Annotated in this window: 22 protein-coding genes and 1 tRNA gene; 14 read left to right on the top strand and 9 right to left on the bottom strand. The window is 60.2% G+C overall.

Annotation, left to right across the window (positions count from 1 at the left end):
* Positions 1-10 precede the first annotated feature (10 nt).
* Positions 11-976 carry a TerC family protein gene (locus FFT87_RS06885; protein ID WP_219950742.1) on the bottom strand — a complete coding sequence of 322 codons (966 nt, stop codon included), beginning with the start codon at positions 974-976 and terminating at the stop codon, positions 11-13.
* Positions 977-1,249: 273 nt separating this feature from the next.
* On the opposite strand from FFT87_RS06885, the gene FFT87_RS06880 reads away from it, so the two are divergent.
* Positions 1,250-1,609, top strand: a complete 360-nt coding sequence (locus FFT87_RS06880; RefSeq protein ID WP_219950563.1) for a helix-turn-helix transcriptional regulator — start codon at positions 1,250-1,252, stop codon at positions 1,607-1,609.
* Complete coding sequence (locus FFT87_RS06875; RefSeq protein WP_219950562.1) at positions 1,606-3,570, top strand: cation-translocating P-type ATPase; 1,965 nt, start codon at positions 1,606-1,608, stop codon at positions 3,568-3,570. The genes FFT87_RS06880 and FFT87_RS06875 overlap by 4 nt, the downstream gene beginning before the upstream one ends.
* A gap of 110 nt (positions 3,571-3,680) precedes the next feature.
* On the opposite strand, the gene FFT87_RS06870 is transcribed toward FFT87_RS06875, so the two are convergent.
* Entirely contained in the window at positions 3,681-4,925 is a 1,245-nt protein-coding gene (locus FFT87_RS06870) for an acyl-CoA dehydrogenase family protein (protein WP_219950561.1), read from the bottom strand.
* A 133-nt stretch (positions 4,926-5,058) separates the two neighbouring features.
* Here FFT87_RS06870 and FFT87_RS06865 point away from each other — a divergent pair, with 133 nt between their 5' ends.
* Positions 5,059-5,199 carry a hypothetical protein gene (locus FFT87_RS06865; RefSeq protein WP_219950560.1) on the top strand — a complete coding sequence of 47 codons (141 nt, stop codon included), beginning with the start codon at positions 5,059-5,061 and terminating at the stop codon, positions 5,197-5,199.
* A 209-nt stretch (positions 5,200-5,408) separates the two neighbouring features.
* A complete protein-coding gene (locus tag FFT87_RS06860; protein ID WP_219950559.1) occupies positions 5,409-6,083 on the top strand; it encodes a thioredoxin domain-containing protein in 675 nt (224 codons plus the stop codon).
* 108 nt (positions 6,084-6,191) lie between these two features.
* Here FFT87_RS06860 and FFT87_RS06855 read toward each other — a convergent pair.
* Positions 6,192-6,264, bottom strand: a tRNA-Glu gene (locus tag FFT87_RS06855).
* 80 nt (positions 6,265-6,344) lie between these two features.
* Between FFT87_RS06855 and FFT87_RS06850 the strand changes: the two genes are divergently transcribed.
* The gene (locus FFT87_RS06850; protein ID WP_219950558.1) at positions 6,345-6,809 is read left to right on the top strand and encodes a hypothetical protein; all 465 of its coding nucleotides are present in this window, start codon (positions 6,345-6,347) and stop codon (positions 6,807-6,809) included.
* 34 nt (positions 6,810-6,843) lie between these two features.
* Here FFT87_RS06850 and FFT87_RS06845 read toward each other — a convergent pair whose 3' ends face one another.
* Positions 6,844-7,776: a diacylglycerol kinase family protein gene (locus FFT87_RS06845; RefSeq protein ID WP_219950557.1), complete on the bottom strand. Its 933-nt coding sequence runs from the start codon at positions 7,774-7,776 to the stop codon at positions 6,844-6,846.
* Between the two features lie 66 nt (positions 7,777-7,842).
* On the opposite strand from FFT87_RS06845, the gene FFT87_RS06840 reads away from it, so the two are divergent.
* The 3 genes from FFT87_RS06840 (at position 7,843) to FFT87_RS06830 (ending at position 10,849) form a co-directional block, all read left to right on the top strand.
* Complete coding sequence (locus tag FFT87_RS06840; RefSeq protein WP_219950556.1) at positions 7,843-8,478, top strand: MBL fold metallo-hydrolase; 636 nt, start codon at positions 7,843-7,845, stop codon at positions 8,476-8,478.
* 89 nt (positions 8,479-8,567) lie between these two features.
* Positions 8,568-9,194: a TetR/AcrR family transcriptional regulator gene (locus tag FFT87_RS06835; RefSeq protein ID WP_219950555.1), complete on the top strand. Its 627-nt coding sequence runs from the start codon at positions 8,568-8,570 to the stop codon at positions 9,192-9,194.
* Positions 9,191-10,849, top strand: coding sequence for an MDR family MFS transporter (locus tag FFT87_RS06830; protein ID WP_219950554.1), 1,659 nt, complete (start codon positions 9,191-9,193; stop codon positions 10,847-10,849). Before FFT87_RS06835 ends, FFT87_RS06830 begins: the two co-directional genes overlap by 4 nt.
* Before the next feature lie 10 nt (positions 10,850-10,859).
* On the opposite strand, the gene FFT87_RS06825 is transcribed toward FFT87_RS06830, so the two are convergent.
* From FFT87_RS06825 to FFT87_RS06810, 4 genes are all read right to left on the bottom strand, one after another.
* The gene (locus FFT87_RS06825) at positions 10,860-11,576 is read right to left on the bottom strand and encodes an ABC transporter ATP-binding protein (protein WP_219950553.1); all 717 of its coding nucleotides are present in this window, start codon (positions 11,574-11,576) and stop codon (positions 10,860-10,862) included.
* A complete protein-coding gene (locus FFT87_RS06820; protein WP_219950552.1) occupies positions 11,573-13,402 on the bottom strand; it encodes an ATP-binding cassette domain-containing protein in 1,830 nt (609 codons plus the stop codon). The genes FFT87_RS06825 and FFT87_RS06820 overlap by 4 nt, the downstream gene beginning before the upstream one ends.
* A gap of 2 nt (positions 13,403-13,404) precedes the next feature.
* On the bottom strand, positions 13,405-14,280 hold the full coding sequence (locus tag FFT87_RS06815; RefSeq protein WP_219950551.1) for a branched-chain amino acid ABC transporter permease: 876 nt from the start codon (positions 14,278-14,280) through the stop codon (positions 13,405-13,407).
* A gap of 76 nt (positions 14,281-14,356) precedes the next feature.
* The gene (locus FFT87_RS06810; protein ID WP_219950550.1) at positions 14,357-15,532 is read right to left on the bottom strand and encodes an ABC transporter substrate-binding protein; all 1,176 of its coding nucleotides are present in this window, start codon (positions 15,530-15,532) and stop codon (positions 14,357-14,359) included.
* Positions 15,533-15,685: 153 nt separating this feature from the next.
* Here FFT87_RS06810 and FFT87_RS06805 point away from each other — a divergent pair, with 153 nt between their 5' ends.
* On the top strand, positions 15,686-17,380 hold the full coding sequence (locus tag FFT87_RS06805) for a sodium:proton antiporter (protein ID WP_219950549.1): 1,695 nt from the start codon (positions 15,686-15,688) through the stop codon (positions 17,378-17,380).
* Between the two features lie 73 nt (positions 17,381-17,453).
* Here the strand turns inward: FFT87_RS06805 and FFT87_RS06800 are convergent, their stop codons facing one another.
* Positions 17,454-18,083: a hypothetical protein gene (locus FFT87_RS06800; RefSeq protein WP_219950548.1), complete on the bottom strand. Its 630-nt coding sequence runs from the start codon at positions 18,081-18,083 to the stop codon at positions 17,454-17,456.
* Positions 18,084-18,240: 157 nt separating this feature from the next.
* Here FFT87_RS06800 and FFT87_RS06795 point away from each other — a divergent pair, with 157 nt between their 5' ends.
* From FFT87_RS06795 to FFT87_RS06775, 5 genes are all read left to right on the top strand, one after another.
* Positions 18,241-18,762 (top strand): hypothetical protein, encoded by a 522-nt coding sequence (locus tag FFT87_RS06795; protein WP_219950547.1) that lies wholly within the window; start codon positions 18,241-18,243, stop codon positions 18,760-18,762.
* Positions 18,763-18,771: 9 nt separating this feature from the next.
* The gene (locus tag FFT87_RS06790) at positions 18,772-19,248 is read left to right on the top strand and encodes a hypothetical protein (protein WP_255560104.1); all 477 of its coding nucleotides are present in this window, start codon (positions 18,772-18,774) and stop codon (positions 19,246-19,248) included.
* The gene (locus tag FFT87_RS06785; RefSeq protein WP_219950546.1) at positions 19,245-20,894 is read left to right on the top strand and encodes a DUF5671 domain-containing protein; all 1,650 of its coding nucleotides are present in this window, start codon (positions 19,245-19,247) and stop codon (positions 20,892-20,894) included. Before FFT87_RS06790 ends, FFT87_RS06785 begins: the two co-directional genes overlap by 4 nt.
* 94 nt (positions 20,895-20,988) lie before the next feature.
* Positions 20,989-22,407 (top strand): DUF1524 domain-containing protein, encoded by a 1,419-nt coding sequence (locus FFT87_RS06780; RefSeq protein WP_219950545.1) that lies wholly within the window; start codon positions 20,989-20,991, stop codon positions 22,405-22,407.
* A 39-nt stretch (positions 22,408-22,446) separates the two neighbouring features.
* Positions 22,447-22,908: an SRPBCC family protein gene (locus FFT87_RS06775; protein ID WP_219950544.1), complete on the top strand. Its 462-nt coding sequence runs from the start codon at positions 22,447-22,449 to the stop codon at positions 22,906-22,908.
* Positions 22,909-22,946 lie beyond the last annotated feature (38 nt).

The following is a 22,946-nucleotide window of genomic DNA, read 5'->3' as shown; positions in this document are numbered from 1 at the left end:
CGCGTAGTTACTAGTCGATCGAGAGTTCAGCGAGCTTGCGCTTCTTATCGTGTTGCATCTTCACGAGGCTCGCGATTACGGCAACGGCCATCGAGACAAGAATGACGATCAGTGAGGTCCACGTGCCAATCTCCGGCGCCCAGAGAGCGGGCTCTCCACCGTTGATAAAGGGCAACTCGTTAACGTGCAGGGCGTGAAGGAACAACTTCACGCCGATGAACCCGAGCACGAAGGCGATGCCGTAGTGGAGGTACACCAGTTTGTCGATGAGGTCACCGAGCAAGAAGTACAGCTGGCGGAGCCCCATGAGCGCGAAGATGTTGGCCGTGAACACGATGAACGGGTCGGTCGTGATTCCGAAGATCGCAGGGATTGAGTCAATCGCAAACACGAGGTCGGTGATTCCGAGCGCCACGAACACAACCAAGATCGGCGTGAAGACCTTTTTACCGTCGATCACCGTGCGAACTTTGCCGCCGTCGAATGTCGGAGAGATGTTGATGTGCTTGCGCAGGAAGCGGATGATTCCACTTTCGGTTTCCTCCATGTCGTCGTGGTTTTCGAAGACCTGGCGAATAGCGGTGTAGAGCAGGAACGCACCGAAGATGTAGAAGATGAAGCTGAAGTTTTCGATGAGCTGCGCGCCGAGCAAAATGAAGATTCCGCGCAAAACGAGGGCGATCAGGATGCCGACCATCAGCACCTCTTGTTGGTACTTTCGCGGCACTGAGAAGCGGCCCATGATGATCACGAACACGAACAGATTATCGATTGAGAGGCTGTATTCAGTGACCCAACCGGCGACGAACTGGCCGGCCTGTTCTACGTCGCCCAGCAAGAACATCATGAGCGCAAAGATGAGGGCGAGGCTCACATAGAAGCTGACCCAGAGTGCTGACTCTTTAGTGCTGGGGATGTGCGGCCGTTTGTACGCCATGATCAGGTCCGCTGCGAGAATAATCAGCAAAACAGTCAGTGACGTTACTTCAAACAAGATAGGCAGAGTGGTCAAGAGAGTCCGTTCAGGGGTTTCGAGGTCTAGCAAGTCTCGAAAGTCTCTCCCGCAGCCACGTGATTTCTGGATGCCGTTGCCCCGGAGCCACTACTGAGTGGCTCGTATTGACGAGTACAACGAGGTGGGATACTCCCCTTCGCGAGCACAATGATAGCTGACGCGCGCCCACAAGCGTTGTGCTTTTTCTCAGCTTGCGAAAACCCGATAGGTCAGTACTTGCTGTATAGTCAGCAGATGCTGACTAGTGCTTCTCGTGTTGATGTAATGAACCGCCTCGGCCGCGCGATGGCCGACCCGACCCGAGCCCGCATCTTGCTTTCCTTGCTTGAAAAACCTGGCTACCCAGTGCAGTTGGCGCACGATCTCGAACTCACCAGAAGCAACGTCTCAAACCACCTCACCTGCCTCCGCGGCTGCGGCCTTGTCGTGGCAACACCGGAGGGGCGCTCGACTCGCTACGAGATATCTGATGCTCACCTCACCCGCGCCCTGACAGCCATAGTCAACGTCGTGCTCGCGATTGATGACGGAGCGCCGTGCCTCGACAACGACTGCGATGTTCCGCTGTGCTGCGATCCGAAAGCCACAGCGTGAGTGAAGAATGCTGCGGACCACGTGAGCCAAGCACCGTGCGTGATCTTGATATCCCCCGCGATACCGATACCAGTGCCGTCACGTCGCCGGCAGCTGCCCTTGTCAACACCGACTTAGCCCCCTGGTGGCGAGACCGAGCCTTAGCGCTCCCCGCACTCTCCGGAGTGCTGTTGATCGCTGCACTCATCGCCATTGCCGCTGGAGCAGACGGCTGGCCCGCAACGGCACTTCAGGCTGGCAGCCTGCTCGCCGGTGCCGCCACCTTCGTTCCCGGCGCGCTCCGCAGGCTAGCCAGCGGTTCCCTCGGCGTTGGACTGCTCATGACGATCGCTGCAGTTGGCGCAGTGCTCCTCGGTCACGTCGGTGAAGCCGCCGCTCTCGCCTTCTTGTTCTCCATAGCCGAAGCCCTCGAAGATCGCGCAATGGATCGTGCCCGCCACGGGCTGCGAGCGCTGCTCTCTCTCATTCCCGAAACCGCGCTCGTGGAGCGCGACGGTGCTCCGGTAACGCTCCCCGCCTCGGAAATCGTCGTCGGCGACCTACTTTTCGTGCGCGCCGGCGAACGTGTGGCAACCGATGGCGTTGTCGAAGGTGGTCGAAGCAGCGTTGACACGTCCGCGGTCACGGGAGAGTCAATTCCGGTCGCCGTTGAGGCCGGAGTCACAGTGCTCGCTGGTTCGATTAACGGAACAGGATCGCTGCGCATCCAGGCCACTGCCAGGGGCACAGACAACTCGCTCACCACCATTGTTCGCCTGGTCGAAGAAGCCAACTCGCGCAAGGGCACCCGGGCACGCCTCGCTGACCGAATCGCGCGCCCGCTCGTGCCCATCGTTCTCGTGCTCGCGGCAGCCATCATCGGCTTTGGCTTCCTCATTGTCGACCCCGAACTGTGGACGGAACGTGCCCTGGTCGTACTCGTCGCCGCATCGCCGTGCGCGCTCGCGATCGCTGTACCCGTCACAGTGATTTCAGCTATTGGCTCAGCGAGCAAGCTGGGAATCATCGTGAAGTCTGGTGCAGCGTTTGAACGTCTCGGCAGCATCCGCACTGTCGCGTTAGACAAAACCGGCACCCTCACCCGCAATCAGCCCACGGTTGTCGCGGTCGAAACCGCCACAGACGTGACGCGGGATGCCGTGCTGCAGATCGCTGCTGCCCTCGAAGCTCACAGCACTCATCCCCTCGCGGCCGCTGTGCTTGCCGAGCAGCCCGACCACCCTGACGCGATCGATGTCGTCGAAGACGCCGGACGCGGTGTTTCTGGACTCATCGACGGCACCCCCGCCCGCATCGGCAACACTCGCTGGCTCAACGCGGGGGCGCTCAACGAGACCGCAGCAGCCCTCGCCGACAAGGGAATGACTGTCGTGGTGGTTGAACGTGACGGTCGCGTCATCGGGCTCCTGGGCATCCGCGACGAGCTGCGGCCGGATGCTGCGGAGGCTGTCGCACAATTGCAGGCGTCGGGCATCCGCACCCTCATGCTGACCGGCGACAACGCCCGCACGGCCACCGCGCTTGCCACCCAGGCTGGTATCAGCGACGTGCGCGCCGAACTCTTACCTGCCGACAAGGCTCACGCGATTGAGGCTCTGGCGGCAGAATCTCCCACGGCAATGATCGGCGATGGAATCAACGACGCTCCGGCGTTGGCCGCCGCCGATGTCGGGATCGCCATGGGCGCGACCGGCTCAGCTGTCGCCGTCGAGTCAGCGGATGTTGCCTTCACCGGCAGCGATCTGCGTCTCATTCCGCTTGCTCTGCTTCATGCGCGGCGCGGGCGTCGCATTATGACGGGAAACATTGTGCTGTCGCTCGCGATCATCATCGTGCTGTTCCCGCTCGCGCTTTTCGGGGTGCTCGGCCTCGCCGGTGTCGTGCTGGTGCATGAAGTTGCTGAGCTGGTTGTCATCGTCAATGGGGTGCGAGCAGCACGGTTGCCCCAGCGCTCTCTGTAGCGCTCCCCCGCTGCCCGCAGCAGTGGCCACGAGTGCTCCGAAGCACTTCCCCGAGGTGGCGCGGCGAGAGCGGAATGTCGCCCGAGGGCGTTCCGCTCTCGCGAGCCGGCTTAGGTGTACCAGCTGGGCTCGGGCACTTCATTGAGCAGCACATATTGTCCAACCTCGCGCTTCTTGTATGGTGCGGGGTCGTGCAGGCTGTGGGTGCGCAGGTTGCGCCAGAAAATATCCAACCCAACCGAGTTTGCGGATGCCCTAGCGCCCGTCAACTCGAATACCTTCGTCGCGACCTCGAGGCCGTCTTCGCTAATGCGGAGCTTGCCTGCGGCGATCCGCACCGCAATTTCGCCGCGACGTCGCGCAGTGAGTTCCGTGCGCGGCGCGTGCAGAACGGCACTGATCTCCGCTCCGACCGAGTCGAGTAGGGCCTCATCCGCCCACAGTTTTGATTGCAGCTGCCCGTAGCCTTCGAGGATGTACCACTCCTCGGAAGCATTGGCCTTGTTGTCGCCGCCGTACGGCCAGGCGCGGCTCTTGGTGCGCGTGTAGGCGGACGCATTCTCGATCGCTCCTTGAGCGATTCCGAGGTAAAAATTCGCGAACACGAGTTGAATGGCCGGAACGTTGAGCGTGCCATAGGTGAGCGGCTGGAACTCTCTATTGACGAAGCCCAATGCCGAGGCCCAGCTCGTGCGCACCCCGTTGATCTGCACGGAACCTGACTCGGTGAGACGCTGCCCTAGATTGTCCCAATCACCGTTGAAGACGATCGCAGGCTGTTCCGTCGGAACGACCGCAAAGACGTGAGTGACCGTTCCTTCGAGGATGCCCTCCAGGACAGTCAGATCGGAGACGACTCCACCAGTGGAGAATGATTTGTTGCCCGTGAAGATGATGTCGTCGCCCACATCAGTCACGGTCAAATCAGAATCTCGCGGATTCACGGCACCGCCAAAGAGAAAGTTCTTTTCGGTGTAGAGCTGCTCGATGTCGGCAATCTGCTCGTCAGTGGCAACGAGACGCGTTGCCCATGCCCAGAGGTAGTGGTAGCCAAGCAGTTGCCCGATCGATCCATCGCCGCGGGCAATCGTGCGAATGACTTTGTAGGTGGTCTCCCACGACTGCCCTCCGCCACCGTGCTTGAGCGGGCCGAGCACTGTCACGAGGCCGGAGTCTTTGAGTAGTTTCACTTCGGCGCGTGGCGGCAGGTTCGCGGCGTCTCGTTCGACGGCGTCAGCGGCGAGGATGTCGGAGACTTCTTCTGCGCGCTGCAGCCAGCCTTCGGGGGTTGTCGGTCGAGATACAGATGCCCAGCGATTGTCGATCGCGGGGGCGGTGAAAGTGGTGTCAGACATTGTCGCGCTCCTTGGTTGTAGACCCCCTTTTCTGGGTGGTGTGGGCTACATCCTGTGCCTGATTTCGCGCAACGTCGAGTTTGTGTCGCCTTTGTGTCTCTGCGCTACCGCTTGTTACGAATCGTGTGTATTCGTGACTAGTCGCGCGGGTGTTTTGGGGAACGCAGCCGCCGCCACAGCGACCGCACTCGGCGTCGGGTTCTGGCCCAGAATGCTCGCGATCGAGCGCGGGCGGCGGCATTCCGTTCCGCTTCTCGCTGCCGCTCCTGCATGAACGCCTTCATGCCTTCCTTATTGCGAGTCCGGACCCACTGGCCGTTTCCGCCACCCATGAACATCGTCGTCACGCCCCTTCAGCGTAGGTATTTTGTCCTTTCACTGTAGGCACGTGTCCGCGAGTTGTGCAGGCAAACGACAGACTGTGGAGACGACTCTCGGTTAGCCTTGAGCACAACTCACTGTCAATTTTCAGCCGGAGATTTCATGAAAAAGGCCCTCTTACCCACCTTGGTCGCGCTAGGCGTGCTCGTAATTATCGCGGTTGGTGTATTCATCTACGTATCGGTGAACTCAACAGGCACAAGCCCCACTGCGGACTCGCCAGATGGCAGTGCGACGACAACGTCGTCTGCGGTTGCGAGCGACTCCCGCTACCTCGACGACGTTGGCCCGGATGCGGTGACCGTTGTCGAATTTCTCGACTTTGAGTGCAGCGCCTGTGGCCAGTTTTACCCCTACGTCGAGGGAATCCGCGAGTACTACGACGGCGAAATCAACTATGTTGTGCGCTACTTTCCCCTGCCCAACCATCCGCACTCAATGGAAGCCGCCGTCAGTGCCGAAGCTGCCGGTCAACAGGGCGAGTTCGAGGCGATGTATCACAAGCTTTTCGAGACGCAGGCAGACTGGGGCTTTGCTGACGGCCCTCAAGCTGCCACCTTCCGCGACTACGCCGCCGAGCTAGGTCTCGACCTGGAGCTCTACGATGCCTCGGTCGCGGATCCAGAAACACAAGCCAGAGTCGAGGCAGACTTCGCCGATGGCCAGGAGCTCGGGGTCGAGAGCACCCCATCTTTCTTCGTTAACGACAAGCTCATCGAGATTCAGAGCGTCGAAGATTTGCCCGAAGCGATCAAGGCAGCTCTGGAACAACAGTGACCCAGTTAGACCTGAAACAACCGCACGCATTGCCCCCTGTTTTGGGTGCCCGTTAACGATAAAAGTCCCGGTCTTGTTCACACGAACATGACCGGGACTTTGCTACTGTGACCCCAGCGGGATTCGAACCCGCGTTACCGCCGTGAGAGGGCGGCGTACTAGGCCTCTGTACGATGGGGCCGTCACAACAACTAGAAAAGTATGCCACAAATTCTGGCCATGTTTTTCCACCTCTGCCAATTCCGAACCACAGGATCACTCTTGACTGCTTTTACGCGCGCCACCACCGCCGTTCTCCTTGCCTCCGCTACGGTCTCCGCCCTCGCCGGATGCTCACTCCTCTACCCCGAACTTTCTCGCGACGACAGCGGGCAGGTACTAGAGCCTGCGGTCATCGGCTCGACTGACCTGCTGGTTGGCGACTGCTTCAGCTTCGTCGACGGAAGCGATCTCGCCGAAGCCGAAATTGCGCCATGCACGACCGACCACACGCACATCGTGATCGGTAAAGGCGAGCTGGCAAAGACCGAGATTAGTGAGGCAGGCGGCCTCCAGAACGCGGTCTCCTCATCCTGCTCCGAGACTTTCAGCGAGTTCAAGGAGACCGTGACCGACGGCGTTCGCCCCGATCAAGAATTCATCGTCTCTGAGCGCAGCACCGATGATGGTGTGTTGATTACGGATTACGCGTGCATCGCCACAGACGCCCCCGTGCCGGCCGCCTAGGGCGCCACAAGGCTTCTCGCTCGAAGGCAGAAAGCTAGTCGCGCTGGTCAAGAATATGCAGCACGCCCGGCACGATCGTCACGTCGATCGGCAGCGCTGCAAAGCGCTCACCGTCGGCGTACGCCGTGATCTCTTCGGATTCGATGCGGATGTGCTTTCCGCGGTATACCGTGACGCGCGGGTCGCTGAGATGCGTGCCACTGAACACGCGCGGGAAGACGCGCAAGAACGCCAACCGTGACAGTGCTTCGACGACAAGAACATCGGCAAGGCCGTCATCCACTAAAGCATTCGGCGTTACCTTCATGCCGCCACCGAGCGAGACGTTATTGCCGACACTAATGAGCGCACCCGTCGTTTCGATGACCTTGTCGTCGATCGTGAGCTTGTATTTGATCGCGCGCAACCGCAACAACTCAATAACCAATGCCACTGTGTAACGGCTGGGGCCCTTAGGCCATGACATCAAGTTCGCGCGCTCATTAACGATGGCATCGAATCCGGCTGAAAGCACACAGGCAAACCAACGCGTTGCTGCCGTACCGGTAGCTTCGTCGACATAAGCAACGCTGCCCGCGTCGATCGCGCGAGACGGTCGACTGAGGCCGCGCACAATGCTCGCGATCGCAGCATCGGTGTCGTTGAACGGGATGCCCAAACCGCGAGCCATATCATTGCCCGTGCCTGACGGAATGATTCCCAACGGAACCTTCGTTTTCGCAACAAGGTTTGTGCCGAGATTGACCATGCCATCGCCACCAACGACGAGCAGCGCATCCGGCTTCTTGCTCACCGCCTTGCGGCCGCGTTTCAGCAGCAACGCAAAGTTCGGCTCCTCAAGAGCGGTGACCTCATGACCGAGTGCACGTAGCGCCTCAACAGCCTGAGGGCCAACATGCTTGCCCTTACCAAAAGACGCTGTCGGATTGATCGCGACAACAAGACGCAGGGGTTTGATCGACTCCACCTGATCAGTATGTCGCACTGATTCGAATCGGATGCACCACTGACATCACCGGTCTACGCTCGTGACATGAATCTCACCAAGCATGAGCACGCGTGTCTCGTTCTTGAGCACGAAAACCAACGCCTTGTCATTGACCCTGGCGCGTTCACTGAACCCCTGCCGACGCTCGATAACGTGACCGCCATCGTGATCACCCACCAGCACCCTGATCACTGGACCAACGAGCAGCTTGCGCGCCTTCGTGAGAACAATCCCGACGCGCCCATCTTTGGCCCGGCCGGTGTCGCGGCCGCTGCCAGCGACTGGAACATCACCACCGTCGTCGGCGGTGCGCGCGAAGCCCTTGGCGCCTGGACGCTGGAGTTCTTTGGGGGCGAGCATGCCGTCATCCACAAGTCGATCCCGATTATCGACAACCTCGGCGTACTCGTGAACGGCCAGTTTTGGTACGGCGGAGATTCGTTCACTGTGCCGCCCAAGCCGGTTACGAGCGCCGCGATCCCTGCGGGCGCACCGTGGCTGAAGATCAGTGAAGTCATGGATTACGTGGCTGAGCTGGCACCACAACGTGCGATTCAGACGCACGATGCCGTGCTCTCTGACAAGGGACTCGCGCTTTCTGCAGCAAGAATTTCGGAGGTCATGGCGGGCTATGGCGGCGAGTTCACGGTGTTGCAGCCCGGCGAAACCCTTCGGATCTAGGGTCGACAGGCGCATTGCTTCCGCGGCTCTCGGCACCTTCACAGCTTTTTGCAGTTGTGCAATTTTGCAGTCTCTGCAAATATTGCTGAGTGCTTCATCCCCCTGCCCTCGGTCTCCGTGATCGCAAACGCCTCGAAACGCGCCTGCGCATCGAGACTGCTGCGGTCGAGATCGTGACGGCCGAGGGGCTAGACGGTGCCACTGTCGACATGATTAGCGAGCGCGCCGAGATCTCTCCCCGCACGTTCTTCAACTATTTCGATAGCAAAGAGGATGCCATTCTCGGCACCTTTGAGGTAGGCGAAGTGGAGCGCGCCGTCGCAGCCGGCATCGGTGCATCGGAATCTGATGACCTAGTTTCGGCAATCATCTCAACCATGTTCGAAATCGTCGGCCCTGTAGCCGAGCGAACCCAGCTCAAAACCCAAAGGATGCTGCTCGTCAAAGAGCATCCACGTCTGCTCAGCAGACAGTTCGGCCAATTCACGCAACTCAACAGCACGATGACCGCTGCCGTTGTTGAATTCCTTACCCAGCGAGAAACTACGCTCCCCCGCGACCCTGAATATGTCGCCGAGATTGCCGTAGCCGCTTGCATCGCCTCTGTTCGAATCGCAGTAAAGGAATGGGTCGCCAACGGCGCTACCGCCGAAATCGACTCCATGTATTTGCGCGCGATCGGGCTCACACGAGAAACACTAAACACTCTTCAATGACAACTACCAATCAACCCGAAGTCATGACTCCGAGTGACCCCGCAACCAAGCGCAGCATCCTGCTGTTGTTTGCTGGCCTCATGGTCACCATGTTGCTTTCGGCACTCGACCAGACCATTTTCAGCACCGCGCTACCCACAATCGTTGGCGAGCTCGACGGTGTGAACCACATGCTGTGGGTGACAACGGCGTACATCCTGGCGTCGACCATCATGATGCCGGTGTACGGAAAGCTCGGTGACCTCATCGGCCGCAAGGGCCTGTTCATCGGCGCTATCGCGATCTTCATGGCTGGCTCCGTGATTGGCGGGTTTGCCCCAGACATGACCTGGCTGATCATCGGTCGCGCGGTTCAGGGCCTTGGTGGCGGTGGCCTCATGATCCTGTCGCAGGCAATCATCGCCGACGTGGTTCCCGCTCGCGAGCGTGGCCGTTACATGGGAATCATGGGCGGCGTGTTCGCCCTTGCCAGCGTCGCTGGTCCGCTACTGGGCGGCTGGTTCACCGAGTCCATCGGATGGCGTTGGGCATTCTGGATGAACCTCCCCCTCGGAGCGCTGGCAATCGTCTCTGCCGTGCTCCTGCTGAAACTCCCCAAGAACACCAAGAGCAAGCCCAGCATCGATGTTGCGGGCATGATCTTGCTTGCACTCGCGTCAACCGCAATCGTGTTGGTCACGACCTGGGGCGGCACTCAGTACGACTGGGATTCGCTCATCATCATTGGCCTTATCGCTCTCGCCATTGTTTCCGCCATCTCCTTCGTGATGGTGGAGCGCGCTGCCGATGAGCCGATCATGCCGTTGCACATGTTCAAGGAACGCAACTTCCTCCTCACAACGGGATCCGGCCTCATCACGGGTATCGCCATGTTTGGCGCCCTCGCCTACATGCCCACCTACTTGCAAATGGTGACGGGAGTGAACGCCACTCAGGCAGGGTTCTTAATGATCCCGATGATGGCCGCCCTGTTGGTGAGCTCGGTCGTTGCTGGCCAGTTGGTTAGCCGCACAGGTCGCTACAAGTGGCTGCCGTTGACCGGCTCGATCATTGTGGCAATCGGTCTGGCCCTGCTCTCGACTATGACCCCGACGCTGCCGATCTGGATCCTCTGCTCGTACCTCGCGATCATGGGACTTGGTCTCGGAATGAGTATGCAGATTCTCGTGCTCATCGTGCAGAACACGTTCCCGAACTCGCAAGTGGGTACGGCGACGTCATCCAACAACTACTTCCGTCAGATTGGTGCCTCGATTGGCACTGCTGTTGTCGGCAGCTTGTTTGTTGCGCGCCTTACCGAACTTCTCGGCACGCGTCTTCCGGCTGCTGCCGCGGAGGCGACTGGCGACACGAACTCCCTGACACCGGCAGCCGTGCGTGACCTGCCGGATGCCGTGCGCGAGATCATTGTCGGCGTCTACAACGATGCGCTTGCCCCGGTGTTCCTCTACATGGTGCCGCTCGTGCTGATCTCGGCCGTTCTGCTGGCGTTCGTCAAAGAGGTGCCGCTGGCCACCACGATCGACCGCGGCGAACACACTGAAACGCTCAATGTTGTCAGTGAAGACGACGCTGATCCGGATGCCGAATCGCACGAACTGATGACCGTCAGCGATCAGACTGGCGCAACCTCGATCATCCGCAGCCAACCGTAGGGAACGGTGGCTAGTCGAGCCCGAGGTAAGCCTCGATGACCTTTTCGTCGGCGAGGAGTTCGTGCGCGGGGCCGGAGTGTGAGACTTCGCCGGTCTCCAACACATAACCGTAGTCAGCGGCAGCGAGAGCACGACGGGCGTTCTGTTCCACCAGAACGACCGTGGTGCCCGTCTGCCGAATCTCTTCGATCACGGTAAAGACTTCGTCTACAATTTTCGGCGCGAGACCCATCGAAGGTTCGTCGAGGAGAAGAATCTTGGGTTCGGCAATCAGGGCGCGGGCAATGGCCAGCATCTGTTGCTCTCCCCCGGATAACGCGCCGGCCTGCAGCTTGCGCCGCTCGAACAGCACAGGGAATCGTTCGTAGACTTCGGCAACTTTGGTGTGCATCGCGCTGTTGCGGCGGTGCCAGCCACCGAGGGTGAGATTCTCGGCGACGGTGAGGGTTCCCAAGATCTCGCGACCTTCCGGAACCTGCACAAGCCCGGCCTTCACTAGGCGATGCGCTGGCCACTTCGTGATGTCTGTTCCCTCGAAGGTGATGACGCCCTGGCGGGGGCGCAGCATTCCAGAGACGGCGTTCAGAACGGAGGTCTTGCCAGCACCATTGGCGCCGACGAGAGTGACGAGGGAACCGGTCGGCACATCGAACGAAACATCTCGCACAGCCTCCACTCGCCCATAGTTAACCTGCAGGCCGGTGACGCTCAGGATCGGGTCGCTCATCGGTTCTCCTCCGGGGTAGTGCTGCCGTCAGGAGTGGTGTCAGAAGCGGTGCCGCTGCCGGCGCCGCTGCGATGCTCCTGCTGCTCGGCAGCCGGATCGACGACGACATGGGCGAGGTTCTCTGATGCGAGCACGGATGCGGCCTCAACGTCGTCGTCAGAGCCTGCTGAGCCGAGGTAAGCCTCGAGCACTCGAGGATCGCGAGCGATGTCACTGGGTTTTCCAAAGGCGATAATCTCACCGAAATTCAGCACCATGATGCGATCACAGGTGGCCAGCATCATCCGCACGTTGTGCTCGATCACGAGCACGGCAATTCCGTCGGCTGCGAGGGAACGGATGAGCTCAGACAAGCTCGCTGCCTCGACGTGGTTCATTCCTGCGGCAGGCTCATCGAGAACGAGAAGGGACGGATGCGACGCTAGCGCCCTGGCGATCTCCAGCCGACGTTGGTCTCCGTAGGAAAGATCCCCGGCTGCGTTTGCCGCTTTGTCGCCGAGTCCAACACGAATCAATTGCGCGGAGGCCATCGCGACAGCTTCGCGCTCCAGGCGACGTGCCGACGGCAGGAACAGGAGCCGACGCAGCAGTGTGTCTTGCGTGATGCGGTATCCGCCGACCAACACATTCTCGAGCGCGGAGAGTCGGTTGAAGAGCTTGATCTGCTGGAAAGTACGCGCAACTCCGGCTTGGGCTAAGCGGTGCGCCTTCGTGCTGGCCGAAAGGGGAACGCCAAGTACGTTTCCGGTTCCTGCGGTCGGCGGAGTCAGACCGGTGACCATGTTCACCAGGGTGGTCTTGCCCGCACCGTTGGGACCGATCAGGCCGAGAACTTCTCCCGCATTCACGGTGAGGTCCACTGACTGCACGGCGTGCACTCCGCCGTAGGATTTGCCAAGGCCACTGAGGTTCACGAGCTCAGAGCCTGCGGCAGGCAACGGTGACAGTGTGGGCTGAAGTGACGGATCGTCGATGAGGCTCTTGGCAGATTTTCTGCGCGGGATAAGCCCCGAGAGTCCTCCTGGCAGGAAGAGGATGACGACGAGAAGCAGCACGCCGGAAATAGTGGGACGGATCCACCCAGCGTCAATACCGATCACGCGCTGCACTTCGGGAAGCACGCTGAGGAAGGCGGAGCCAAGAATCGGTCCGACGAACAGGGTGACACCACCAACAACGGCGGTGACTAGCCCATCCACCGCGGCCGTGAACGAGAACTCGTTCGGGTCAGCGAATCGGGAGAAGTGGGCGAGGAGTACGCCATAGAGACCAGCGACGGCTCCCGCGATCACGAACGACGCCATCCGATACCGCGGAACATCGATGCCCATGGTGGTGGCTGCCAATTCGTCTTCACGGATGGCCGCAAAAGCGCGTCCTAGCCGAGATCCCGACAGACGCCAGAACCAGTAAGCAACGAGGGCCAGAGCGATCCAGGCGACACCAGGTCCTACGAGCTTCGAGAAGCTCAGCCCTTGCGCGCCGTTTGTCCAACTCTGGTTAATCAGGAAGATCCGCACCATTTCGCCGAAGGCAAGGGTTGCGATGGCCAAAAAGACCCCTCGCAGCCGGATGACGGGCAGGCCGAGAATGAACGCGGCGATGGCGCCGACGAACATACCAAAAACGATGCCGATAACCAGTGGAGGGATGAAGCCGAACAGCGGTTCCGACGGCACCACGAGCGCAGAGGTGAACGCTGCCAATGAGGCGAGGCCCACCTGAGCAAGACTCAGCTGGCCAGCGATAAGCACCGCATAGAAGCTGAAGGCGAGGATCGCGGTGAGGGCGATCAGGGTTATGAGCGACGAGTATTCCGCGAGCACGATTAGACCTCCCGCGTCTTGCGAGCGCCGAACAGGCCCTGCGGTCGAAGGATCAGGATGAGGAACAGGAGGCCGAACGCCACCATGTCCCGCCACGAACTTCCGATGTAGTTCACGGCGAGCACTTCGGCTAGGCCAAGGATGAGGCCGCCAACGAGGGCTCCCGGCAGGGATCCCATTCCCCCGACGATGATCACGGCGAGAGCTTTGAGCTCGACGGCGTGGCCGATTCCCAAGGAGGCAGCGTTTACGTTGAGGGTGAAGAGCACACCGGCAACCGCACCAAGGGCCGAAGACAGAGCGAAGGTAATGCTGCTGATTCGACCAACGTTAAGACCGAGCACGGCGGCGGCGTGCGGGTTCTCCGCGATGGTGCGCATGCCTCGGCCGAGCTTTGATTTAGCGACGAGCCAGGTCAAGACGACCATGAGCGAAACACTGATGATCAGGATGATGACTTGAAGCAGAGAGACTGTCGCTCCGAAGATTTCTACCCGAGTGCTCGGGAACGCGTCCGCGGGAAAACGCCGGGTGTCCGCGCCATAGAGCGCCTGGAGCAGAGAGAGGATGATCGCGCCGAACGCGATGGACGAGATGAGACCCGCGAAGTGAGCATCGTGGCGACCCGCGAGCGGTCGAAACGCGATGCGTTCGATCAGAATGCCAATCACCGCTCCGATGATGAGCACGATCGGAATCAGGAGCCAGATCGGAACGCTGAATCGCGTCACGATTTCGATTCCGACGAGGGCGCCCGCAGTGAACACCGCCGCATGGGCCAGATTCAGCCGGTCGAGAATGCCAAATACCAGGGTGAACCCGATCGCGAACAACGCGTAGATCGAGCCGAGAAATATCCCGTCCAAGAAGAGTTGCATTGGTGATGTCCCTGTCTGTAGTTGCGTGCCGCCCGAAGGCGGCACGCAACGTGCATATTTTGGCGGTGCGGTGACGCTACTTCAGGATGACGAACTGGCCATCTTCTACGATCTGCACGAGAGCGTCGTGCTCTGCATCGCGATTCTCGTTCAGAGTCACATTGCCGAGAACAGTAGGAACGTCGGTGATGGTGCCGAGGCCAGCCTGGATACCGTCACGCTCACCGGAGCAACCCGAACGAACGGCTTCGTCGATGATCTGCATTCCGGCGTAAGACTGAGCGGCGAACTGGTCGGGAGCCGAGCTGTACGCGGCGGTGAAGTCCTCAATGAACGTCACGTTCTGGTCGTTGTCCGAAGCGGAGTTCCAGGCAGCACCGACAATGACGCCTTCTGCTGCAGCCCCAGCACCGGTGATGAGAGCCGGCGAGTTGAAACCGTTTCCTCCGATGATCGGGGTGTCGATTCCAATTTCGCGAGCCTGGGTGACGAGTGGCACAGCCGCGTCGATGAGTCCAGACACGATGATGGCGTCGGCGTTTGACTGCTTAGCCTTGTTGAGCAGGGCGCGGAAGTCAGTGTCGGCTTTGGAGAACGTGAGGGTCTCGGCGACTTCAACGTTCTGATCTTCGAGAGCAGCAGCGAACGCCTGGTAACCGGACTCAGTGAAGGCATCGTCGTTGGCGTACATGACGACAACCTTCTTCACGTCGAGCTTGTCAACAGCAGCCTTGACGGTCTGCGGGATGACGGCATCCTCAGTGAGGGAATCACGGAAGATGTAATCGCCGATGTCAGTGATTCCGGCTGCAGTGTTAGACACTCCGAGCACAGGAACTCCGGCGTCTTGCGCGATCGGGTCGGTCTGCTTTGCCGTGTTCGACAGCGTCGGGCCGATGATGACACTGGCGCCAGCACTAATGAAGGTGTCGAAGACCTGAATGGCCTGCTTGGGGTCGGTCGCGTCGTCTTCGACGGTGAGCTCGTACGTGACTCCGCCAACCTCGTTGAGGTTCTTGACGGCCAATTCGAGAGCGTTCTTCTGGCCTTCGCCGTACTGGGCTGCAGCGCCGGTGAGGCTGAATGATGCAGCGATAGGAACGGCGGAATCGATGACACATTCTGCGCCAGTTCCTGATCCGGTAAGGCTGCCCCCGGCAGCCGAATCCGTTCCCGTAGAAGTGCTGCACGCCGTGAGAGCAAGCAATAGGGTTGAACCGCAGACAGCGGCAGAAAGCAGTTTTGTCTTCATAAGTGGACCTCCTTGGCCAAGGTGCGCAAGCCGTCTAGTTCCTAGACAAACCTGTCTATGCGAGTGTAGCTTTTCTCGCCCTAACTCCAAGACGCCATCACCGTGATTTTGGGCTGCCAGCTTGTCGATAATTTTGGCTGAAAGGCTAGCCCCATGACCGAACTGCTTATTGTGATGGTGGTCGCCCTCGTCGTGATTGCATCAGCAACACTGCTCGGCCCTCGCTTCGGAGTTGCCTCGCCCCTCGTGCTCGTGGCAATCGGGGTCGTGGCGAGTCTGGTGCCCGCCTTTTCTTCGGTGCAGATTGATCCGGAATTAATTCTTCAGGGCATCCTGCCACCGCTGCTGTATTCGGCTGCGGTTTCGCTGCCGACCATGAATTTCCGCCGCGAGTTCGGCGCCATCGGCGGGCTTTCGGTCGTGCTCGTGGTGGGAACCGCGCTCATCCTTGGTGTGTTCTTCATGCTCGTCATTCCGGGCCTCGGGTTCGCGTGGGGTGTTGCGTTGGGAGCCATTGTGAGCCCGACGGATGCGGTCGCCGTGTCCATCATCAAGAAGACCCCGGTGTCGAAACGGGTGGTGGCAATGCTCGACGGCGAGAGTCTGCTCAACGATGCGACGGCACTCGCGTTGCTGCGGGCGGCAATCGTGGCGACCGCCGCAACGTTCTCCTTTTGGGGCGCTGTCGGGTCGTTCTCCTACTCAGTCCTTATCGCGCTCATCATTGGTGGTGCGGTTGGCTGGCTCAATTTGGTGATTCGCAAGCGGATCACCGACCCCACAGTGAATACGGCGATTTCGTTTACGGTGCCGTTCATTGCTTCTGTGCCCGCCGAGCTTCTCGGAGCTTCAGGTCTGGTCGCTGCGGTTGTTGCTGGCATCGTGACCGGCATCCGGGCAGCTCGAGTTTTGTCGCCTCAAAACAGGCTGTCGGATGCTCAAAACTGGCGCATGATCGAGTTGGTGCTAGAGGGTGCCATCTTCTTGATGATGGGTCTCCAGATCTCCGAGATTCTCACGGATGTCGAGAATGACGATGCCGGTGTCCGCACCGCCGCGCTCATTGCTGCCGGCGCTCTCGTGATCACCGTTCTGGTGCGGGCGGCGTTTGTTGCCCCGCTGCTCGCGATCTTGGGCCGTCGCTCTCGACGGCATGCCGAGCGGAAGCCTCGGATGGAGATTGTGCAGGAACGACTGCAAGCGCCGCGGGAGACCGATGCGGCTGCGGGTCGCAGCAAACACAATCCCGCAAGGTCGGAACGCTATCTTGATCGCGTCGCTGCCCTGGTCACACGTTCACTCGCGGACATCGAGTACTTTCGGCGCGAACCGCTCGGATGGCGCGAGGGTACGACAGTGGTCTGGGCTGGCATGCGCGGAGCGATCACGGTTGCTGCGGCGCAAACACTCCCGGCAGACGCTCCCCTGCGATCGACGCTCGTGCTCATCGCCTTCGTTGTCGCAGCGATGTCGCTGCTGGTGCAGGGTGGCACTATCGGCACCGTCGTTCGTCGGATCTCGCCGAAGGTCGACCAGTCGACCGTTGATAAACATGCGGGCGCTGAACGCACGCGGCTCTTCGCGCTCCTCAAGGCGAGTGCGGGCACCGTGCCGAAACCTGCCGAAGTTGATAGCTATGCCGACGAACGTGACGACGATTATGCGCCGCGCGAGGCAAGTTTCGCTGTCGAGAAGACACACCGTCTCGCCGTGATCGATGCCCAACGCAGCGCCCTCCTCGACGCTCGCGACAACGGCACGTTCGACGCTGACGTATTGGAAAGCGCCTTGGCGAACCTCGATGCGTCTCAGATCGCGCTCGAGATGCGCGGAAAGCCGACCACCTGAGCCGTTCGCTGATGCCGTGCGCGCTGTTGTTGCGCGCGCTGTGTTGCGCGCGCTGTTGTTGCGCGCGCTGTGGTTAGCGAGACGGGTGCGCGAACGCGGTCACGATCTCGACGATGTGCGTGCTGAGACCGCCAAGCGCGTCATCGAGGGTTGGTACCGGATACGACTCGGCCCCATTCCAATCCGATTTGAGAATGCTCTGCCCATCAACCCAGAAGGTATTCGTCACGTGACCCTCTAACAGAAGTGACACTTTCTGCGCCGCGATTGAGTTGCTTCCGACCAAAATCTCTTCTGTCGCGCCGCGAACGAAGCGTGCAGAGACGAGGGTGTCGGGGGTTCCCTCGGCGAACTGCCCGAAGTCTCGGCTCTCTGCACTTGTCTGAAGAAAGGTAGCGAGGAGTACGTGCGCCAGATAGCTGGGGATCACTGCGTCGAGCTCAGCCGTGAGCGTGTTTCCTTGGCTCGCCACCCACATTTCGCGGGTGCTTTCGGTCTCGACTCCGGCGAGGTAATCAGTGAAACGGAATTTGGTCCAGTCCAGCGGAGATGCCGCGGACCACGTCGTTTGCTCAAGCTGGACGAGAGGCCCGTCGGGACTCTGGAATGCCAGCAGCGTAGTGATGTGGTCGGCATTAGTGCGCCTCAGCAAGGCGCCCGACTTCACTCCGCCGACATAAAATGACTCGACTGCAACTGACATGGATGAAACGTAGCATTCTCTGGAATCGTGGCCAGTGGTGTTTCGATGTGGCCGCCGCACCGGAAAACGGGCGGGAGTGCTCCAGCCACCGTGCTAATTTATCGAGTGAATATCACTTCTTTTGAGAGTGATTGTCGCTCTAATTAGGGGATCTTCCATGCAGTGGGAAACCGTCAGTATCGTCCTTTTGCTCGTTCTCGTCGTTGCTCTTGTGATATTTCGCAAAGTTTTCAACAGACGGATGAAAAATGCGGCCGGCGATAAGGGTCGCGAGATGGGCTTGAGCATGGAGGCCCGCATCAAGCTTGCTGATCTCAGCAAATTGTCGCGCGCGCTCGTCATAGCCGATGTCGCTGCGGCTCCCGCGATCATTGACGAAGGTCTCGCGAAGCTTAAGCGAGTGACCCCCGGCGAAGGTGGCCGCTGGAACCTCCGCGTGATCCAGCCCGATGACGTGGTGTTCGAATCCACCAATACTGAGCATGGCGTTCAACTGCGCGTCATCAGCGGGCGAGAAGGATTCGGAAACGTCCAGGGTGGCGGCGACTGGCTGAAGGTGCTCCAGGCTGTGGGCGCTGCCGCAGCCGCTCGGGGCGTGGCGACGACTGAGACGACGATCACTCTTGACCGATCGGCGGCACCTATCGAGGGCGATCACGTCTGGACGCTCGTAGCTTAAGGAGCGTCGATGGGCGAAGATGGCGTCATGGAGCCCACAGCTGCACGACCAGATCGCACCCTGATTGCGATCCTTTCCATTATTGCCGCCATCGTGGTGATTGCCTTGGTGGTCGTCTTCACTCGGGGCGGGGCGACGGAGGTCGATCCCACAACGCCCGAGGGAGTTGTGCAGTCATATTCGCTGGCTGTTGTTGATAGCGACTATTCGGCGGCACGCGATTTTTTGTCGACCGAGTTGCGTGAGAACTGCGACAGCGCCGACCTGAACACGATTCAGGGGCTGCGGATGACCGTCATTTCGTCAACCATCAACGACGACACCGCCGTGGTGCGGGTGTCGATGGAACGCGGCAGCGGTGACTTCGGTGGCTCCGGCTACGTTTCTGAGGAGGTGTTCACTCTCGTTCTCGAGGACAGATTATGGAAGATCGAGTCAACTCCGTGGGATCTGACCCTTTGCTACAACCAAGGAATAGGCGAATGACCTCAATTAGCTCGACTCCCACTCCCCCGCCCAGCGTGATTCCAGCGGTCGGCGGCGTGCAAACGGTGCGCCGAGTCATCACCTACCTTTTGCTGGCGACAACCGTGATCATCGCGGCGAGTGGTGTCAGCGGCCTTCTCGATCGACTGTTTTCGGCGAACCGCCTCGAGGTCAGTTTTGATAACTACGGTTTGGCGACATCGTTAGCTTCTGCCCTGATCGCTGGCCCCCTTGCCGCCGTGCTGTGGTGGTTGACCTGGCGGGACGCAACGATGACCCGCGACCGGGCATCCGTCATCTGGCCTGTTTATCTCACGATCATGTCGACGGTGGCTCTGCTGACGTCGACAATTGCGCTCTTCACGTGGGCTGCAGAAGCCATTGTGAATGGCTGGCAGCCGTACGGGCTCGCGGTGGGGATCGTGTGGGCGCTGGTTTGGGCGTGGCATTACTGGATGTGGCGCCACCCCAGCAAGGCGCCGACCCGACTGCCGGGTGCTGCACCCGCAATCGCTTCTCTTATTGGCCTGACCTACGCTGCCGGTGGTGTGGTGTGGGCGCTTGGTCAGCTCATTGATTCTGCGGTGGATGCTGCGCTCGGCTCAGTCGTGATCAGTGATCCGGTGTGGCAGCTGATGTTGCAGGGACTCGTGTGGGCTGCCGGTGGTGCGCTGTTGTGGTGGTGGCATTGGTTCCGTGTTGGCGTGCGGGAGCAGTCTCACGGTTTTTCGAATGTGCTGCTCGTCTTCATTGCGGGTATCGCGTCCGTTGCGGTGTTTGCGGCTGGCATCATGGTCGCGCTCACCGCCATTCTTGAGCTGATTACGGCGTCGTCGCAGCCTCTCGCTGTCACCCTCGAGCCTCTCGGGATCGCAATAGCTAACGCGGTCGTCGGTGCTCTCGTGTTGGTTTATCACGCTCGTGTTGTCACCGGACGTTCAGTTGGGGTGCGTTCAGCTACGCGGCTGGCGAGTGCCGGCGTTTCGCTGGCGTACGCGGCGTCGGGTGTTGGCGTGATGGTGAATGCGTTGCTCGCGACGTCGAGTAATTCGCTTATTGAGGGCGACATCCGCAGCCTGCTGTTGGGCGGTCTTAGCGCCCTACTCGTGGGTGGTGCGCTGTGGTGGATGTTGTGGAAGCCGCTGCAGGCGTCAATCCCCGAACGCGTGGCGACCCCTGGTCGACGCGTGTATCTGGTGATCATTTTTGGTGTCAGCGCGTTGGTGGCGCTCATCACGTTGCTCGTGATCGGGTTCCAACTGTTCTCGTTCCTGCTTGATGGTGGCAGTGGCGAAAGCTTCGTTGAGCGTTCGCGCCAGGCCCTCGGGTTGCTCACGGCCACGCTTCTTGTTGCTGCCTACCATTTCGCGATTTGGCGAAACGATCGTCACTCTGACGTCCCCGACGAACACGTTCAGCGCATCGGTCGCGTGACTCTTGTCGCTTCTGGCGATAGCGCCGAACTTGTCGAGGCCGTGCGGGCAGCGACCGGCGCTCGGGTTTCGGTTCTCGAGCGCGCCGATGAGGTGCAGCAGGTTCCGGATGCCGCAGCAATCGTCGCTGCCCTTGACGGCGTTGAGGCGGCTCACGTGCTTGTCGTGGCAGGGGTCAAGGGCAAGGTTGCGGTAATCCGCCTCAAGGGCTGAGTGCGCGGCTCGACGGCATGTTGAGCGAGCCCCGTTATGGGGCTGATGAACATCTGTCGCTTCTGGGAAGGTTAGGACGACACCGGAGGATCACATGTCTTGGCTGCGCCTAATTAGCAACAAATCTCCCAAGGCACCGCAGGCGCCAGCGGGCTGGTACGACGACGGTTCGGGCAAGAATCGGTGGTGGGATGGCGCTCAGTGGAGTAACAAATTCGCGCCAAAGACTGCACCTATCGTGCACCGAGCACCTGAGTGGTTCAAACCAACGCTGAGCACTTGGATCGTCGGCGCCGTTCTTGTTCTGTTCGCTTTTATTACGCTCGTCTCCGCCGGGATCGCAGCAGTGCTAGTTCTCGCAGCATTCTTTGGTTTGTTCACGGGAATCTACGTGCTGATTAGTGGCCGTCGCTCATGGGCGTCTGTGCCGTCGCGCAAGGCAGGTGCAATTGTTATCGCCGCGAGCCTGTTCGCCACATTCGTTGGCGGCGCAGTCGGCGCCAGCAGCGCTCCGGTTGAGCAAGTCGCCGATGGTGTGCAGATTTCCGAAACGGCCACTCCATCTTCGTCTCCTACTCCGACAGCAACACGGACGGCCATCGCAGGTGCTGCTTTCAGCGTGGATGCTCCCGCCGACCCTCAAACAGCAACGGCGCCATCATCTCCTGCAACAGTGAGCATCCTCGACACCTCGCTCACAGACACAACTGCCCTCGCACTTTTGGCCACACTCCCGGTGAAGGGGAAAGCCCCTAAGACCGGGTACGCCCGCACGGCAAAATTCGGTGCGGCCTGGTTAGATGTGGATCGCAACGGCTGTGACACCCGCAATGACATTTTGGCCCGAGATCTCACCGCGACCACGAAAAGTGGATCGTGCAAGGTACTCACCGGTCAGCTCGTCTCGCCCTTCACCAATGCGCAGATCGATTTTCTTCGAGGAAATGCGACGTCAGCGTTGGTTCAAATCGATCATGTGGTCTCGCTCTCCAACGCGTGGCAAACTGGCGCGCAGCAATTGACGCAAGAGCAGCGCATCACTCTTGCGAATGACCCCATCAACCTGCTCGCGGTCGACGGAAAGTCGAATGCCCAAAAGGGTGCTGGGGACACAGCAACGTGGTTGCCGTCGAACAAGAGCTTTCGCTGCTCCTACGTTGCCGCTCAGATTTCCGTCAAGGCTACCTACGGACTCTGGGTGACGACGGCTGAGCACGACGCCATGGTGGCGGTGCTCGATTCTTGCCCCGACCAGAGGGCAGTGACTTCCGCATTTACTCCGGCACCGGCCCCCGCCCCGGCTCCCGAGCCTGAACCGGTCGTTGCTGCACCCGCGCCGGCACCGGCACCCGCGCCCGTCGCTGCACCCGCGCCGGCACCGGCTCCCGCCTCTGCGTATTACGCCAACTGCACGGCTGTGCGTGCCGCGGGGGCAGCACCGCTTTATGCAGGCCAGGCCGGATACGAAACACCGCGACTCGACCGTGATGGTGACGGGGTCGCCTGCGAATAGTACGCACGGGCCCGCACTGCCGAACAGTAGGCTCGAACTATGACCCAGGTGATCGTGCTCGACACTGTGTTCGATGCCCCTATCGCTGAGGTGTGCGCGTTGTCGTTGAGCGTGAACCTGCACCTTGATTCGATGACGCACCACCACGAAAAAGTCGTCGCGGGCCGCACCACGGGCCACTTCGCCGAGAGCGACGTCGTCACGTGGTCGGCTCGACACTTCGGTCTTCCGCTGCGGCTGACGATCCGAATTTTTGACGTGGATGCTCCTCACCGGTTTGCGGATGAACAAGTCCGCGGCCCTTTCGCCGTTTACCACCACGAGCACCTCTTCACCGAGATCGACGGCCGCACCCACATGCAGGATCGCCTCACCTTCGCGGCCCCCTTCGGGCCACTCGGGCGCCTCGTGGAGAAGCTGTTCTTGCGGCGCTACATGCAGACGCTGCTCGAGGAGCGCAATGCTGCACTGATTGACGTGCTTCAATACAAGAACCGATGAGTCATCAGTTCTGCCAGTAGTCCCAATTCTGAGTCCAG

Source organism: Salinibacterium sp. M195 (genome assembly GCF_019443965.1).
GTDB lineage: Bacteria > Actinomycetota > Actinomycetes > Actinomycetales > Microbacteriaceae > Rhodoglobus.
Note: the sequence above shows the minus strand (reverse complement) of the source record. Positions and strands in the feature narration are given on the sequence as shown.